This window comes from Paenibacillus cremeus (genome assembly GCF_007786445.1).
Lineage (GTDB): Bacteria > Bacillota > Bacilli > Paenibacillales > NBRC-103111 > Paenibacillus_G > Paenibacillus_G cremeus.
This window is the reverse complement of the sequence record NZ_VNJI01000001.1, coordinates 376801-393068: the sequence shown is the minus strand read 5'-3', so window position 1 is coordinate 393068 and position 16268 is coordinate 376801. Positions and strand designations below refer to the sequence as shown.

Genomic DNA, 16268 nt, shown 5'->3' with positions numbered 1-16268 from the left:
AGGAATGAGCAAGCTTATGTAGAACTCATAGACAGGAATTAAACCTAATGATGAAAGTAGTGAAGCGATTTGCTTACTAGTATCATTCGAAGGGTGTCAGTGAAAAGAAGAGCATTACGCTTGCGCCTCAAGGTGATTATTTCCGCAGCCCTGATGGCAATCATCCCCGTGATTTTGCTGGGCATTACCACGTACTTGATTTCAAGCCACAGCTTGATGGTCGAGATTGGACAAGCAAATCGGGATACGATGAAACAAATTCAGGAACGAATTGATTCCATGCTGATCGGCACGGACAAAATCGTCCTGCAGCACGCCTATTCCCCTACCCTCAAGGACTTCACTAAGCTAGCCAACCCATTTGAAAATCCGCAGAAATTTCAAGATGTCATGACGATTTTAACTTCGATGGAAGTGCTGATCAATGACGTCGATTCCGTGTACCTATATTTGAAGAATTCAAGCCTTATCGTTTCCCCGAGCGGTGGTTTAACCTCCGCTGATAAGCTGGATTCGCATGTCATGGAAGCGATATCCACAGCTACGGAGCCCTTTTTTTGGCTGGATCGAAAGTCTGAATCAACTGTTCCCCGCGGAGGCTCTCACGTCGTTACTCTCATCCGCGCTATCTCCGATTCCTCCGACAAAACGTCAGGGTATTTGATCATCAACATTAATGAACGCGCTTTCTTTAAAATCATTCAAAATATGCAGCTGGGCAACCGGGAAATGATCATCATTACGCCTTCGAATCATATTTTTTCCGACTGGAATAAGCATTTGCTAACAAATGATTTCTTAGCGTACCCTTTCATTCGAAACCTTATCGCCTCGGAGGATGCGGAGAAATTCGGGGTCGAACGCATTCGCGGAGAAAACACCGAGGAAGATCTGATGGTGAATTACATCAAGTCTCCGTACAATGATTGGAAGTACATATCGGTGATCCCTTACGAGGTGCTTACCTCCCCTTTCCGATGGATTAAGCAAATGATCATAGCCGCATGCTGCCTCCTGATCTTAATCAGCTTGGCGGCCGCCGTGGGGCTGTCCAAACGGTTCTCAACCATCATCGCCAATTTGCTGGAGCTGATGAAATCGATCGGCGGCTCCATGCCTCAGCCTGCCAAAGAAATGGACGAGTTCGGGTTAATCCGGCACTACGCGGAATCCTTTCAAACAACCAAGGAGTCCTTGGTCCGGCAGGTTCAAGAATCGATGCCGCTGCTGCAGGCTAATTTTATCCAAACCCTGCTGACGTCCACCTTGGATGCGTCGGAGCTGCAAAATAAGCTGGAGTACTACAACATTCCGACCCAGTATCCTTGCTATTCCGTGCTCTGTATAGAGCTCGATCATCTACGGGGACAGACCGAGAGCGATGTCAATTTGTTTGTCTATGCCGCAATCAACATTACTAGAGAAATCATCCGGGAACGCGCAGACGGGGTCGTTGTGAAAACGCCGGATAACCACATCGCGGTCATCATCAACCATGGCAACGAAAAGGACCACGAGCAAGAGCTGCAGGGAGAAATTTTTCTCATCTCCGATCAAATCCGCGAAGTCATTGAGAGCCTGCTCCATATCACCGCTACGATCGGCGTGGGGAATTATTACTATAGCGCACAAAAGATTCACCTGGCCTACCGGGAAGCTCTGGAGGCGCTGCAGTACCAGCTTGTGGAGGGCAGCGGGCGAGTCCTGTTCATCGGAAGGGTGCAGCCGAGTTCAGCCGTTACGGTCTATCCGACCCAGCAGGAGCAATCAATTCTCAACCAGATCAAGCTGGGCAACCTGGATCAAATCTGCCATTTCCTTGATCAATTTACCTGTCACTTAAAAAAGGCCGATCCACTCAACTACGAGCATGTAAGACAATCGTTCACACAGCTTATTGCCTCCTCACTACGCATGGTCTATGAGCTTGATCCTGTATCGGGCCCGTCGCTATTCAGCTATAATTTGTATCAGCGTGTGCATAAATGCCGAACGACCGAGCAGATCGTCCTCTGGCTGAAGAGAGAGGTTTACCCTCCGATCGTTGAGCTGATCAACCGACGCCGAATGCAGCGGAAGCATGATACCGTTGAGCATGTTTTGGAGTATATCCATTTGCGCTACGACAGCGATTTATCGCTCCCTCTTCTGGCCGAGCTGGTGTCGATGCCTGTATCCCATTTCAGCAGCATGTTTAAAGAAGAAGTAGGCATGACGGTCAGCGATTACATTATTGCGTTTCGAATGGAAAAGGCCAAGGAGCTGCTGGCTACGTCCGAGCTCAAGGTATCGGAGATTGCCGACCGCATGAGATATAATAACTCGCAAAATTTTATCCGCATGTTCAAGAAGGTCACCGGTCTTACTCCAGGGGAATATCGCCTGCACGAATCTCCCTTGAAGGATGCGTTAGAGGGAATGCAGTAATAGCAAAAAGGGGCTGGCCTCGAACGAGGTGCCCCCAATTTTTAGTTATCCTGCTGAACCATCTCACACGGTTAGATTCTCTGCCTGCCACTCGCGGATGCTCCGACTAAGCCGCTCCACCACCTCAGGGTACTGGTCCTTCAGGTTGATTCGCTCACCGGGATCGTCCTCCAAATTGGACAAATGAACGAGATCCGCTACCGGACGACCGAAGTCGAGCCGGCCGTTTAGCACCAGCTTCCAATGGCCTTCCCGCACCGCCAGCTGCCCGTTGTACTGCCAGAACAGCTGCGGATGGGGTGCACCCTCGGTCCCATTCAACAATTTTAAAATACTGCGGCCGTCCATCTCCTCCCTCGGTGCAGGCAATGCAACCAGCTCCAGTAAAGTCGGAGCCATATCCATCATAAGGCACGGCTCATTACGCACCTGACCGGACGCGATCCGGGCGGGATAGCTGAGAATCGCCGGCTCGCGGATTCCCCCTTCAAACAAGCTGCCCTTGTGACCTCTGAAGATGCCCGCGCTGCCTCCATAATACAAATCCTCGGTCCCGTCCAGCCAATTGCGAGTCTCGACCGAAGGCCCATTGTCGCTGGAGAAGAAGATTAGCGTATCTTCGAACAAGCCTGCCTGCTGCAGCGCCGATACAATGTCTCCCACGCCATCATCGACTGCCGAAATCATGGCCGCCATCATCTGCCGGTCCCATGGCAAATGAGCGTAGCGCTCCATATATTGGGCGGGTGCATGCATCGGGTAGTGGGGAGCGTTATACGCCAAGTACAGGAAGAAGGGCTCCTCATCTTCCCGGTCGATAAATTCGACGGCATGCTTCGTGATGAGCTCCGTCATGTACTCGCCGTTGCACCATACTTCCTCTTGATTCTGCCATAGGTCGTGGGCAGGGTTGATCTTGTTGTCCTGACCCCAGTAAAAAATATGCGAATAATAATCGATGCAGCCGGCCTTAAAACCGAAAAACTCATCAAATCCATGTGCGTTAGGGCTCGTCTCCGGGGCCATGCCCAGATGCCATTTCCCGTATAATGCCGTGCGGTAACCGGCCTGCTTCAATCGCTTGGCAATCGTGACTTGCTCCGGCGCCAAGCCGGCGGTTCCCCGTTTGCCGCCCAGAATCTGCTCCACCCCCGTCCTCGCAGGATAACGCCCCGTAAGCAGCGAAGCCCGGGACGGCGAGCACACAGGGGAATTCGAGTACCACTCAGTAAAACGTACGCCGCCTTCAGCCAAGCGGTCCAGGTGAGGGGTTTTCACCGTATCCGACCCATAGCAGCCTAAATCCCCATAGCCCAAGTCGTCGCAATATATTACGATCATATTCGGCTTTCTCATCGCGCTCGTTCCTCTCTTCTCTGAAAATGCAGTCACTCCGGGTCCGGCACAGGCAGCCCCAATCGTTCATACTGCTCCGCCGGCGCCCCGCATTGCTGCATCAATCTCAACATATGGTGCATCATCGCCTGCTCCACCTCGGGATTCGTGATCGGGCTAGTCTGGCCGGGATCCTGCTCCAGATCCCACAGCAGGGTGCCATACTCGTGTGCACGGATATAGGTGCCGGCCGCGATCTTCATCGTTCGCACGCCCTTGGTAAACGAAAACGGCTCCGCCAGCTCAATTCCCTGCAGCTCCGCTACGCTGAACATCGCAGCCATATGCGACGGCATGAGCGTATAGTTGTATAACGGCTTATTGTCCGGCCGAGCCGGCGCTCTCATGTACACGTACCTGCCGTCAGTGCAGTTGACATGAGCCCCGTGATAACCGAATAAAACAGCCTCTCTCCTGGACGAACCGGAATGCAGCCTGTCGAGCAGCGGCAAGCCGAGCATATCTGAAGGGATGGAAACCCCGAAATAATCGAGCAGCGTTGGAGCCAGATCGATCCACTGCACCAGCTCGGCCGAACGCTCATTCCGTTTGTCGGTCCGGGGATCCCATACGAAAAGGGGGGTTCTAGCGATTTCGCTGTACAGCGGCATCGTATTTTTAGCCCACCAATCATGCTCCCCCAGCAGGAAGCCATGGTCAGTACCAACGATGAGCAGGGTATCCTCCCACAGCCCGTATTCGTCCATCTCGTCGAGCAGCTTGCCGAGATAAGCGTCGCACATACTCACAAGCGCCGCATACTCATAGCGGATATGCTCCACTTCTTCGCGGGTTTCCTGTACCTGCTGGTAATTCGGCCAATCAAAGTGCGCCCCGTTATAATCATGCGGGTATAGGTCCTTATATATCTGATGGCTAAAAAATGGCTCGTGCGGGTCGAACGCTTCAATCTGCAGCATCCAGCGGTCTTCCCCATGGTTGGCGCGGATAAACTCGATACCTTGCGCGAACGTTTTCGCCTGTGGATGCTGCTCCTCCTCCTTCATGTGCGCGCGATTGATCCAATCCTGCCGGAACAGCTTCCCGCGGTAGCCCGAATATTCGCCTACGTGCTCCGGAATTTGCGGGTCTCGTACCTGCCCCTTCCAAGGGTCTCCCTCTTGCCCGCGACAAAACTCCCACGTGCTGTATTGTGTATGATAGGTAGCTCCGCCCGCTTCCCAGTAATGCAGATGGTCGCTGACCAGATGGGTATGTACTCCGCTGCGCTTAAGCAAATCCGGCATAGAATCGTCAAAGGGCTCGAGCGGCCCCCAGCTGCGGTGCAGAAAGTTGTACCGTCCGGTGTGCAGGTCGCGGCGGGCCGGCATGCAGGGCATGCTGCCGACCCAGCTGTTGTCGAAGGTCACACTCCGCTCCGCCAGCCGCTGGAAGTTGGGCGCATGGACCCAATCACAGCCGTAAGGCGGCAGCATATGGCGGTTAAGCGAATCGAACAAAACCAGTATCGCCTTCATCTCATCACATCCTTCCTTTCCGAAATGACAGAATTAATATAGTGTGCACCGGACCTCATACCCTTCCCCTGCCGCACGCATAGCCACAGGCTGGTGCCGGCAACTATCCTGAACGAACGGGCAGCGATGCTGAAAGCGGCAGCCGCTTTGCGGCAGCGGCTTTCCGGCCGGCTCGATCATCTCGATCGGCTCCCACGCCATCTCCCTCCAAGGCTCGGGCGACGACTGAAGCAGCAGCTTGGTGTACGGATGCTTAGGCTGCGCAATGAGCTCCTCAGTCGGGCCCTGCTCCACGATTTGTCCGGCAAACATGACCATGATGCGGTCAGCCATGTAACGGGCGCTGCCCAGGTTATGCGTAATCAAAATATATCCAAGCTGGCGATGTTCCTTCAGATCCAGCATCAAGTTCATAATGTCAATGCCGATCGACACGTCCAGCATGGAGGTGGGTTCGTCGGCCACAATAATCTTCGGATCGAGACCGAGCACCTTGGCGATCATCACGCGCTGCTTTTGCCCGCCCGACAATTGGTAAGGATACTTATCGATGAAATCCTCCGCCGGCGTCAGGCCGACCTGATTAAGCAGCTGCAGCACCTTGGAGCGGACATCGCCCGGGACAATTCCGTGCACCTTCAGCGGGCGCCCGATAATATAGCCGATCCTGTGATGCGGATTGAGTGCCGCGAACGGATCCTGAAAAATCATTTGAACCTTGGTAGGCAGCTTTTTTTGCAAGGCGGTATTGCCCTTTAGAGCAATGCCGTCATAGAGCACCTCCCCTTCGGAAGGCGGAATCAAATTCGTGATCATGCGGGCAATCGTACTTTTGCCGCTGCCGGACTCTCCGACGATCGCGAGGATTTCGCCGGCATGAAGCCGAAAGCTGACGTCCTGCACCGCCTGGAACGAATGCTTGCGAAACAAGGACCGCGAGGCAAACGCTTTTCCGAGCTTATTCGCTTGCAGCAGAGGCTTGCTCATACGCCGTCCCCTCCTCGCCGTATAAATGGCAGGCCACGACGCCTTCCCCTACTGGTAAAGCGATCGGCTCAGCGTTGATACACCGTGGCTTCGCCTGTCCGCACCGGGGATGGAATCTGCACCCTGCCGGCGGTGTGATCAGATCCGGGGGACTGCCCGGAATGCCCGCAAGCCGTTTGCGCGGACCACTGACCGATGGGAACGAGCGAAGCAGCCCCTGCGTGTAAGGGTGCCGCGGTCCCTCCAGCAGCTCCTCGCGCGAAGCGACCTCTACGAGCTTGCCGGCGTACATGATGCCGATTCGGCTGCACATCTCCAGCATCAGCGGCAGATCGTGGGTAATGAACAGGATGGAAAAGCCGAAGGTTTGCTGCAGCTCCATAATCTTGCTGACAATGCCCTTCTGAACGACGACGTCCAACGCGGTGGTCGGTTCATCCATGATGACTAGACTTGGATTTAGAGACAGCGCCATGGCAATGACGACCCGCTGCCGCATACCGCCGGATAGCTCATGAGGGAAGCTGCCGAGCCGGTCCATCGGCAAATCGACCAGCTGCATCAGCTCACGTGCCCGCTGCAGTGCTTGCTGCTTGGTCATGGGTTCATGGGTTAGGATCGAATCCGCCAATTGATCGCCGATTTTCATCACGGGATTCAGGTTGTTCATGGCACTCTGCAGTACAATGGAAATTTTCGACCACCGCAGCCGGTCAAACTCCGCATCCGATAAGGTCGTCAGCTCGACGTCCTCCAGCTTCACGCTGCCTGCCGACAAACGCGCCGGTGGACGCAGCAGCCGGGAAATCCCATAAGCCGTCGTCGATTTACCGCAGCCTGATTCGCCGGCCAGGCCAAAAATCTCCCCCCGGTTGATGGCAAAGCTGACTCCATCTGCCGCCTTGACGATACCGCGTGGTGAAGCATATTCAATACATAGATTGCTTACCTTTAGCAATTCCATCAACTTCCAGTCTCCCTCCGCTTCGATCTAGTTCAAGGACTACAGTGCTGCATTGCCGCGGTTGGCCCGGTATTGATCCAGTATGCCGTTGCCGATGAGAATGAAGCCGAAGCAGAGTAAGGCGATGGCGAGCCCCGGGGGAATAATCCACCACCAGGCGTCGAACAGCACGGCGTTGTTTGCATTGGCCAGGGATAGGATCGTTCCCCAGCTGACGCTTGTCGGATCACCCAGCCCAAGAAAGCTAAGTCCTGCTTCGGCAAGCACCGCCTGCGTCGTTACCAGGACCAAATTAGCCAAAATAACTGGAATAATATTAGGCATAATTTCGCTAAACATGATTTCGACGTCACTCATCCCTACCATCCGGGCCGCTTCCACATATCCGCTCACCCGCTCTGACATCGTTTGGCTTCGGATGCTGCGGGCCATATAGAGCCAACTAAGCAGCCCGATAATAAAGATCGTGCTTAGAATGCCAATCGAAGGCAAAAAAGAAGCGAGGATGATCATCAGCGCAATCGTGGGGATAATAAGAAACAGATCCACAATCCTCATCAACGACTCCCCAATCCAACCTCCTTTGTAGCCGGCCACCAAACCGACCACCACCCCGATGACAGTTGTAATCAGTCCGGCCAAGATGCCCACAATAAAGGAAGTGCGCGTCCCGTAAATCATTTGGCTCAGGACGTCCTGCCCGTAGCTGTCGGTTCCGAGCGGATGAATCAGCGACGGCTTAAGCCAAGACTCGAACCCGATAAAGTTTTTGGGATTCGGAGCTAGGGTTGGTCCGAAGGCCGCGATCACGGTAAAAAAGAGAATGATCACCAGTCCCGCCTTTCCCTTAGCCCCTGGAAACGCAAGCCGTATCCATGCTGCCAGTTTTCCCATACCTTCTCCTCCACCAATCCTTTTATCTTCAGGGGGCTGCACACGGATTGTGACGCCGGGTGCAGCCCCCTAGCGTGAACTAACTCAAAGCGACGCGCGGATCGATCAACGGATATACCAGATCGGCGATCAGGTTAAAGATGATAACGGACACGGCGATGCATAGAAACGCGCCTTGGATCAACGGATAATCATGATTTAAAATCGCGTTGAACGTCACCAGTCCGACCCCGGGGTAGGAAAACACGATCTCCGTCGTAATGGCGCCCCCGATCACATGACCTAGCGACATCATGAGGCCGGTAAAGGAAGGCAGCAGCGCATTGCGCGCGCCGTACATGTATTTTCGCCTGCGCTCGGAAATACCCTTCGCTTTCGCAAGGAGCATATAGTCTTCCGAAAGGACGCGCATCAAGTTATTGCGCAGCACCAGAATATGCCCGGCCAGCGAAGCGATAATAAGCGTAAACACGGGCAGGAAGGCGTGATGCAGAATCGACAGAAGCTTGCCGCCGGTATCCAGACTATCGTAGGTCGGATCGAACGCCTGTCCCAGGGGAAACCAGTCCAGATGAAAGGCGAAGATCATCACGAAAAGGATGGCGATCCAGAAATACGGCACGGCATTGAGAAAAAACGAGCCGAACAGCGAGACGTTGTCAAAGATCGTGCCTGCCTTCCAGGCCCCGCGAATTCCGATCAGCCAGCCAACGAGATAGCTCAGCAGCGTAGCCGTCAGCACGGTGCCGATCGTCCAAGGGAGCGCCTTCAGCATCACATCCACGACCGGAGCCGGATAATTGACGTATGACACCCCCAGGTTGCCCTGGAGAAGCTCCTTCAAATAACGTACATATTGATGGAACAGGCTCGGATCATTCAAACCGAACTGCTCCCTAAGCGCTTTGGCCACCTCCTGGGATCCTAGCGCCTTCTCCGAAGCGAGCGTGTCCGCCGGATCCCCCCCGATCAGCCGGGGCAGCAAAAAATTCAAGGTAACCGCAACATAAAACGTAATGAGCGCAAAGCCGATCCGCTTTAGCAAATATACGGCGTTGTACCGCAAGGCCGTCTCCTCCTTCGGGCGGCTCTCCTGAGCCGCCACCTAGGGTAGTCACTCTGTTATTTTTTCTTAACTTCCTTTAAAGACAACGCAGAGAACACGGGAACCTTCTCGTTGTAATTCGTAAACAGGTCGACCCGGTAAGGAATATGGCCGCCGACATTATACATGACCGCCATGGGGGCGAGATCGGCTACCTTCTTTTGCACCTTATAGTAAAGCTCTTTTCGCTTAGCCTCATCGGCCGAGGAAGCTTCATCCAGCCACTTGTCGATCTCGGCATCCTTAAAGCGCATGTAATTCAAACCTGGCGTATTCGTTCCGGTTGGCGCCGTCATCTTGCTGTGGAACACCTCAAGCTGAGCTTGCGGGTCCGGCGGTGTACTAAGTCCGTTCTGCAGCAGCTCGTAATCGCCGGACATGCTCAGCTTCGTCAGCTCCGGCCACGTAACCAGCTTCACCGTCGTGTCGATGCCAATTTCCTTCAACCAAGCCGTAATCATGGCGCCTTCCTTGTTCTGCGCAGGGGCATTTGCGGCCATGTGGTACGTGAAGGAAAGCTCCTTGCCGCCTTTTTCATAGATGCCTTTGGCATTTTTCTTATAGCCCGCGTCTTCAAGCGATTTGATCGCAGCCTTCGGGTTGTACCCGTAGGAAGCGTCTTCGACCAGCTTCTTATCGGTCATTTCGCCGAACACCGATGACAAGAAGCCGGGGTTGGCCGGAAACACGCCGTTGCTCTCTCCTTTGTCGATTAAGGACGGGCGGTCGATCGCCTGTTGGATCGCTTTTCGGACAGCCAGATCGTTCAAACCGGGCTTCTCATTGTTCATGATGACCGAGAATGTATTTAAGCCGGGAAAAATTTGCATTTTATTAGCCGGATTCTCGAGCAGCTTGGGAACATTGGGCATGGCCACCGTGCCGGCGGAGGCTTGAACGTCCCCCTTCTCCAGAGCCAGAGTTAGCGTCGAGGAATTGTTATACCGATTAATGTACAGCTGGTCGATATTCGGTGCACCCAGATGGTACTCCGGATTTTTTTGCAGCACGATCGCGCTGTCGTTTAAGCTCTTGAACACAAACGGTCCGGTACCGATCGGCGTTTTATTCAGAAACGTGGTCGGATTCTCCTTTTCAAAAAGATGCTTAGGTACGATGCTCACCGTAGTCAAGTAATAAGGCAGCGAAGGAAAGCTCGCGCCAAGCTTGAAGACAACGGTATCCGCCCCTTGCGCCGATACCTCTTTGAGCCGTTGGTCGCCCCACAGCTGATAGCGGTCCAGCACCTGATTCTGTTTAATCGCATTGAAGGAGTAGATCACATCGTCCACCGTAAACGGCTTGCCGTCATGCCATTTGGCTTTCATATTTAATTTCACCGTATACGTCTTTTTATCACCCGACCAAGCGCCTTCCTTCTCGGCCAGCCTCGGCAGCAGCTCCCCCTTTACAGGGTTGAAAAAATAGAGCGGATCAAACACATAATCGAAAAAAGTCCCCCAATTCCCTGTCGGCAGGAAAGGGTTAAAATTCGTCACCTGCTCCGGATTGATCGTTTCCGACATGTGGTAGATGACCAGCGCTCCGCTCGGCTTGGCCTGCTCCTTTTTCTCTGAGCTTCCGGCATCGCCTTTGTTCGTTGCAGCGGTACTGCTTCCCCCTCCCGAGCAAGCGCTTACGATTCCTGCCATCAGAATGAACAGCAGCAGGACGATCGAGCTTTTTTTAGTGCCATGATTCATTCGACTTCTACCTCCTATAGATAAGGTGCGGTGCGGTTCAAACCGGCTATCGGTTACAGCCCCATCTTAGCCGCATCCAGGTGCAAACGAAAGAGACCATTTCTGACAAACCGGACACCGCCTGAAAAAAAGGAGCATGGTACAGCCTGTTCATCGTATGGTCTCTTTCTGACATCCTTCACCTTTTGTGACAGATCAATAAATTTCGTCCATGTTGAGCCGCTGCGGCACGAGGGATTCCCGATATTGGCTCGGAGCAACGCCCTCCGCCTTTTTGAAGATGCGGTTGAAGCTGCGTTGGTTGGTGTAGCCGACCGCTGTCCCGATATCCTTGACGCTCATGTCCGTTTCCTGGAGCAATTGCTTGGCCTTCGCCATGCGGACCGAGATCAGATAGTCGAGAAAATTGACTTGAAATTCCTGCTTGAACAATCGACTCACATAGGAAGGGTCCATCTGCAGCTGATCGGCAATGCCGCCAAGCGAAATATCATGCGCATAGTTAGCCTGCACATAATCGGCGATCTGCTTGCCGATGGAGGGCGGCTCGGCGGCGGCGCTTCGCTCCACACGCTGCTGAAGCTCCGTCATGCTCGCACCGAGACAGTGAATGAGCTGCTCCACCGTTTCCCGATTCATAAAGGCTTGGTGCCATTCCATGATGGCTGCTTCCGGCACCGGCTCCAAGCCGAGCTCCACTGCGCGCTCATATAGCTCCAAGAACAACTGGAAAACCGCGTGACGGATCAGCTGATAGGAATGCCCCTCCATCGACACCAGCTTGTACTCCAGCTGCCTCAAGCTTTCCTTCAGCAGCGCATCGTTCCTCTCATTCAACTGTCTGTAAAGCTCCTTCTTCGCCTGCTGAACCGGTTTAAGCGCCGAGCCCAAGGCCGCCGTCCTTCGCTGCCGCCAGATGGCATTTAGCGAAGCATATCCTTGAAAAACCCGGAGCTCAAGCGCCTCCTTTGCTTCCTCGAAAGACAGCGAGATGTCACCCGGGTCGCTTTTCCAATCGCCAAGCCCCGCGCTTACCGTCAGCTTTAGGTATTGGCGGACATTTCCGCAGACGACGCGCATGGTTTCTTCCATCTGCATGCGAAGGGCTTCCAGGGACGGAGGCGCCTCCCTTAAGTTGCAGATGAGCAGAATATCGGTGCTTTCCGTATTTAAGCTATAGGAATTCCAATGCTCAGCAGCGACTTCCTCGGCCAGCTTGGCGATAAAGTAACGGATCAAGCTTTGGTCGGTATTGTTGTAAGCGGATACAAAGGATGGATAATTGTCAATTCGAAAGATGGTCACGAAGAAGCCGTATCTGGCAACAGGAATATTGTAATAAGCAAACCTCTCCCAACGCTCCTCGTGCCGGGAGGTACGTTCATGTAGGATCAAATTCAGAAAGCTTTGCCGCAAGACGGGCTGATCGCGATAAACCTGCTGCTCCAGCTGCGTCCGGTTCTCGAACAATCGCGTAAATTCAGAGAACAGCACCGAAATTTCGCCGTGCTCCACCGGTTTGAAGCCCTGTTTGCCGGCTGCCCGGCTGCGAACGAATTCCATCAGCGTATAAATGGGGGTATAAATGCGAATGGAAGTGACAAACGCCAAGCCGATCGCCACCACGATACAGGAAGCAGCAAGCAGGATGATAAAGGTCTGCAGCTCACGGCTTCGGGAGTAGAACGATTCATTGGGAATCACGTCAATATATTTCCATCCCGTATAAGGGGAGGTTACGGATGTAAAGGCGAATTCAGTGCCGCGCAGCTTTCCGCTGAAGGCCATAACGTCAGAGCCAAGCTTGGGCTGTATGACTGAGAAGTCCCGTTCGTTGACCTTCAGTCCGTCTTTGTTGCTGTACGCGTAATGCCCGTCAGGGCTCACCGTCCAAATCTCTTCCTCAGGGCGCATCAGGCGCAAAGACGGGGTTTGAAATAACGCTTGCTGATTCAGGTTGATGATAATGGCTCCCAGCTTCTCCGTGCCGGTCAGCGGGAACGGGCGAATTAACGTGACCAGATTCGGAAAGCCGTTCCTTCCTTCGTCTGAAGCCGGATTCTCCCGGACGATCCAGGTTCCGTCCTTTTTTTTCAACTCTTTGTAGTAGGGCAGCCACCCGGCATCCTCGGCTTCCGAGACCGGGCTATACGTAAGCGGGCTCTGCACCATCTCCGTGCCGGCATAATAAACATAGATCGATTCAATATAAGGCGAATTAATATAGGTTTCCAGCAAATATTCCTTGACGCTATCCAGGTTCTTATCCGCCAAATCCGTGCTCGACGCGGGATTTTGAAGCGCTTTCGATTGCGCTAGCTGAATGGCCACCTGATCTACATTATTAAGCAGCAAGTCCATCAATCTTCGGGTCTGCTCCAGCATCTGAATACTGGAACGGTTCACCTCGTCCTGAACGGAGGATTGGCTGAACCTGCCGCTGAAATACCCGATGCACAAAGCCGGTACAATCGAAACGATGACAAACCAGCACAAGATCCGGAAAAACAGACTGCGAAACTTGAAATTCGAGAAAGCGAGTCTAATCAACGACAGCATAGCCGGCCTCCTCCGATGGGTTAACCATTGAACGTAACGCTTTGTGTAATATTATATCATAGCGTTACAGAGGCAAAAATTATAATTTAGCGCCATCCCCTTGAAGGACGCATCCGAGAGATTGCAGTAGTAACAAAAAGGAGCCTCGAGCGAGGCCCCCCTATTTCTGTTATATCCTATGGTGACGCTATTCCCTTACTTTTTATATCTTTCGTAAGCAGCCTGATACAGCTTCATGTAATCATCCAGACCCATTTTCTTAATCGTAGCCACGAATTTATCGAAGTCCGAGAGCGGTGTGCCACCGGTAATGAATTTAGCCGTCATTTCGTCCACATACGTCTGAATATCTGTGCTGAGTGCGATCATCTTCTCGTTTTCCTTGTCGGTGTAGCTGAAGCTGGACCAAGTTTCCTTCGGCATGTCCGCCGCAAACTTTTTGGCTGCATCGACGGACTCCGGCAAGCTTTCCGCGCCCTTAAAATATTTCTCGCGGACGATCCCCGGATATCCGCCCCCCGGCCAAGTCACATACTTCACCAAAGCCTGCTCGAAGGTTAGCCCTTGCGGATTTTTAACAATTTCGTCGGTATATTCTACACTGCCATCGGGTTTTTCAATGTAGCTTTTATCCTTGAAGCCCATGAAAAACATTTTGTTGCCTTCCTCGCCGTAGAAATAATCCATCCAACGAACCGTGGCTTCCGGATTTTTGTTTTTATTGGTAATCACAAAGGCCCCAGGTCCCGAAACGGCAGGGCGTGAATCGGAATACACCTTTTCCCCGCGCGGACCCTTCAGCGTCTGCAGCCCGATGTAGTTGGTTTGCTTCATCAGCGTGAAGGGACTGCTGATTCTTAAAGCGCCGTACACGCCTTCGGCCCCTTTGGCAAAAAACTTGTTTTGATCCTTCTCGTTCGGAATAATATCCTTGTCGATCAAGCCTTCACTGTACAGCTTATTTAAATATTGCAGCATTTCCTTGTACCGGTCGTCCGTCGGGATAAACCGCAGCTGATTGCTCGCCGGATCCACATCGACATACGGATGATTGGCCCCGCGGTTCATCAGGCCGAAGTATCCTTTGAACTGGATCACCAGATCAGCAATCTTCGTTCCTCCCAACGGGATTTCATCCGCCTTGCCGTTTTTATTCAAATCCGTCGACTTCACGGCTTTCAAGTAATTGTAAAGCTCCTCCGTCGTCGAAGGCTCCGGCATTTTCAGCGCCTCAAGCCAATCCTTGCGGATCCACAGCTTCCCTGAACGGACGGAAGTAAACTCAGGAGCCAGAATGTTCGGGAAGCTATAGATGTTGCCGTCCGGCATCGTGATCCCCTTTTTAATATCCGGGTACTGCTCCATAATTTTCTTTAAATTCGGGGCGTACTTGTCGATCAAATCGTTCAGCTTAATAATCGTCCCCTGGCCGCCGTACTTCACCAGGTCCGAGGTGTTCATCCTGGCCAGAAAGATCGCGTCAGGTAAATCGCCGCTGGCCAAGGCAAGGTTGCGCTTTTCTGTAAAAGCATCAAACGGAGTCAGCTGAAAATTGATTTGCATATTCGTCATTTTGGCGTATTCCTGCCACAGCATCGTCTCATTCCAATTGTTGGCCGTTGTCGGAGCCTTGGCCGCCATAAATGTCATGTTCAGAGGCTCCTTCACAATCGGAAAGCCGGTGGCATTGAATTTGGACTCCGCCGGTTTGGCACCCGGGCTATCCTTGGGGGCAGCTGCCCCGCCCGACTCATTTCCCTTGTCGCTGCAGCCTGCAAGCATCCCTCCGGTAATGACCGCTGATAATAGTACTGCTGTCCATTGCGTTTTTTTCATAGACAACGCTCCTCACCCGTTATTGGTTGATTATCCTTTCAAGGCTCCAATCATGATGCCCTTCACAAAATATTTTTGCAAAAATGGATACAGCAATAGTACAGGCAGATTCGCAATGACGACGACCGCGTATTTAATGACTTCCACTTCCATCAGCTTCTTGGCCAGAGAATCGTCCGCCATGTCCAGCATGGCCTGCATTTGCCCTTGGATCAGGATTTCCCTCAAAATAAGCTGCAGCGGGTATTGACTGCGGTTGGTCAAATACATGAGCGCATTGAAGAAAGCGTTCCAGTGGCCGACAGCATAGAAGAGCAGCATGACGGCGATGATCGGCATCGATAAGGGAAGAACGATCGACAACAGAATCCGGGTGTTGCTGCATCCATCCATAGCCGCCGATTCTTGAATTTCGTAAGGAATGCTGGTTTGAAAAAAGGTCCTCATGATGATAACGTTCCACACCGCTACCGCATTCGGGATGACAATTGCCCAAATGGTGCCCAGCATGCCGAGCTTTTTCAACAATAAGTACGTCGGAATAATCCCTCCGCTAAAAAACAAGGTCAGCATCAGAAAGCCTGTAATGACATGCCGGCCTTTGAAATCTTTGCGGGATAATGGGTAGGCTGCGCAAATCGTCAGCAGCAAATTAATGGCGGTCCCAACCACGGTATACAAAATGGTGTTGGCGTAGCCGCTAACGATATCCTGATTTTGAAATACTTTAATATAGCCTTGGAGATTGACCCCTTTAGGGAGAAGCCACAGCTCCCCTCTCGCCACTGCCGAAGGATCGCTGATGGAAGCGCTCAGAACAAAGACCAGGGGGTATAATACGATAATAGTAATTAACACCAGCAATATTCCGTTGACGGTATCGAAGCACTTATCCTCCAGGCTGCGGGCCATCCCCTGTC

Annotated in this window: 11 protein-coding genes; 1 reads left to right on the top strand and 10 read right to left on the bottom strand. The window is 52.8% G+C overall.

The features are described 5' to 3' along the window. The first annotated feature begins 99 nt into the window (after window positions 1-99). Window positions 100-2427 (top strand): helix-turn-helix domain-containing protein, encoded by a 2328-nt coding sequence (locus FPZ49_RS01710; RefSeq protein WP_144842600.1) that lies wholly within the window; start codon window positions 100-102, stop codon window positions 2425-2427. A 63-nt stretch (window positions 2428-2490) separates the two neighbouring features. Here FPZ49_RS01710 and FPZ49_RS01705 read toward each other — a convergent pair whose 3' ends face one another. From FPZ49_RS01705 to FPZ49_RS01660, 10 genes are all read right to left on the bottom strand, one after another. Continuing rightward, the gene (locus FPZ49_RS01705) at window positions 2491-3783 is read right to left on the bottom strand and encodes a sulfatase-like hydrolase/transferase (RefSeq protein WP_144842599.1); all 1293 of its coding nucleotides are present in this window, start codon (window positions 3781-3783) and stop codon (window positions 2491-2493) included. A 32-nt stretch (window positions 3784-3815) separates the two neighbouring features. Beyond that, window positions 3816-5300, bottom strand: coding sequence for a sulfatase (locus tag FPZ49_RS01700; protein ID WP_144842598.1), 1485 nt, complete (start codon window positions 5298-5300; stop codon window positions 3816-3818). A 33-nt stretch (window positions 5301-5333) separates the two neighbouring features. Beyond that, window positions 5334-6287, bottom strand: coding sequence for an ABC transporter ATP-binding protein (locus tag FPZ49_RS01695; RefSeq protein ID WP_144842597.1), 954 nt, complete (start codon window positions 6285-6287; stop codon window positions 5334-5336). Continuing rightward, window positions 6259-7251: an ABC transporter ATP-binding protein gene (locus FPZ49_RS01690; protein WP_261381199.1), complete on the bottom strand. Its 993-nt coding sequence runs from the start codon at window positions 7249-7251 to the stop codon at window positions 6259-6261. The genes FPZ49_RS01695 and FPZ49_RS01690 overlap by 29 nt, the downstream gene beginning before the upstream one ends. Before the next feature lie 39 nt (window positions 7252-7290). Beyond that, entirely contained in the window at window positions 7291-8145 is an 855-nt protein-coding gene (locus tag FPZ49_RS01685) for an ABC transporter permease (protein WP_144842595.1), read from the bottom strand. Between the two features lie 79 nt (window positions 8146-8224). Continuing rightward, on the bottom strand, window positions 8225-9211 hold the full coding sequence (locus FPZ49_RS01680; protein ID WP_144842594.1) for an ABC transporter permease: 987 nt from the start codon (window positions 9209-9211) through the stop codon (window positions 8225-8227). A 56-nt stretch (window positions 9212-9267) separates the two neighbouring features. Then, window positions 9268-10953, bottom strand: coding sequence for an ABC transporter substrate-binding protein (locus FPZ49_RS01675; RefSeq protein ID WP_144842593.1), 1686 nt, complete (start codon window positions 10951-10953; stop codon window positions 9268-9270). A gap of 195 nt (window positions 10954-11148) precedes the next feature. Further along, window positions 11149-13512 (bottom strand): helix-turn-helix domain-containing protein, encoded by a 2364-nt coding sequence (locus FPZ49_RS01670; RefSeq protein ID WP_144842592.1) that lies wholly within the window; start codon window positions 13510-13512, stop codon window positions 11149-11151. Between the two features lie 195 nt (window positions 13513-13707). Next, window positions 13708-15348 (bottom strand): extracellular solute-binding protein, encoded by a 1641-nt coding sequence (locus tag FPZ49_RS01665; protein WP_144842591.1) that lies wholly within the window; start codon window positions 15346-15348, stop codon window positions 13708-13710. 30 nt (window positions 15349-15378) lie between these two features. Next, window positions 15379-16260, bottom strand: coding sequence for a carbohydrate ABC transporter permease (locus tag FPZ49_RS01660; protein WP_144842590.1), 882 nt, complete (start codon window positions 16258-16260; stop codon window positions 15379-15381). Window positions 16261-16268 lie beyond the last annotated feature (8 nt).

Bases quoted from the DNA above. Each gene is read 5' to 3' on its own strand.
- FPZ49_RS01705 (WP_144842599.1), bottom strand. From the start codon at position 3,783: ATGAGAAAGCCGAATATGATCGTAATATATTGCGACGACTTGGGCTAT.
- FPZ49_RS01700 (WP_144842598.1), bottom strand. From the start codon at position 5,300: ATGAAGGCGATACTGGTTTTGTTCGATTCGCTTAACCGCCATATGCTG.
- FPZ49_RS01695 (WP_144842597.1), bottom strand. From the start codon at position 6,287: ATGAGCAAGCCTCTGCTGCAAGCGAATAAGCTCGGAAAAGCGTTTGCC.
- FPZ49_RS01690 (WP_261381199.1), bottom strand. From the start codon at position 7,251: ATGGAATTGCTAAAGGTAAGCAATCTATGTATTGAATATGCTTCACCA.
- FPZ49_RS01685 (WP_144842595.1), bottom strand. From the start codon at position 8,145: ATGGGAAAACTGGCAGCATGGATACGGCTTGCGTTTCCAGGGGCTAAG.
- FPZ49_RS01675 (WP_144842593.1), bottom strand. From the start codon at position 10,953: ATGAATCATGGCACTAAAAAAAGCTCGATCGTCCTGCTGCTGTTCATT.
- FPZ49_RS01670 (WP_144842592.1), bottom strand. From the start codon at position 13,512: ATGCTGTCGTTGATTAGACTCGCTTTCTCGAATTTCAAGTTTCGCAGT.
- FPZ49_RS01665 (WP_144842591.1), bottom strand. From the start codon at position 15,348: ATGAAAAAAACGCAATGGACAGCAGTACTATTATCAGCGGTCATTACC.
- FPZ49_RS01660 (WP_144842590.1), bottom strand. From the start codon at position 16,260: ATGGCCCGCAGCCTGGAGGATAAGTGCTTCGATACCGTCAACGGAATA.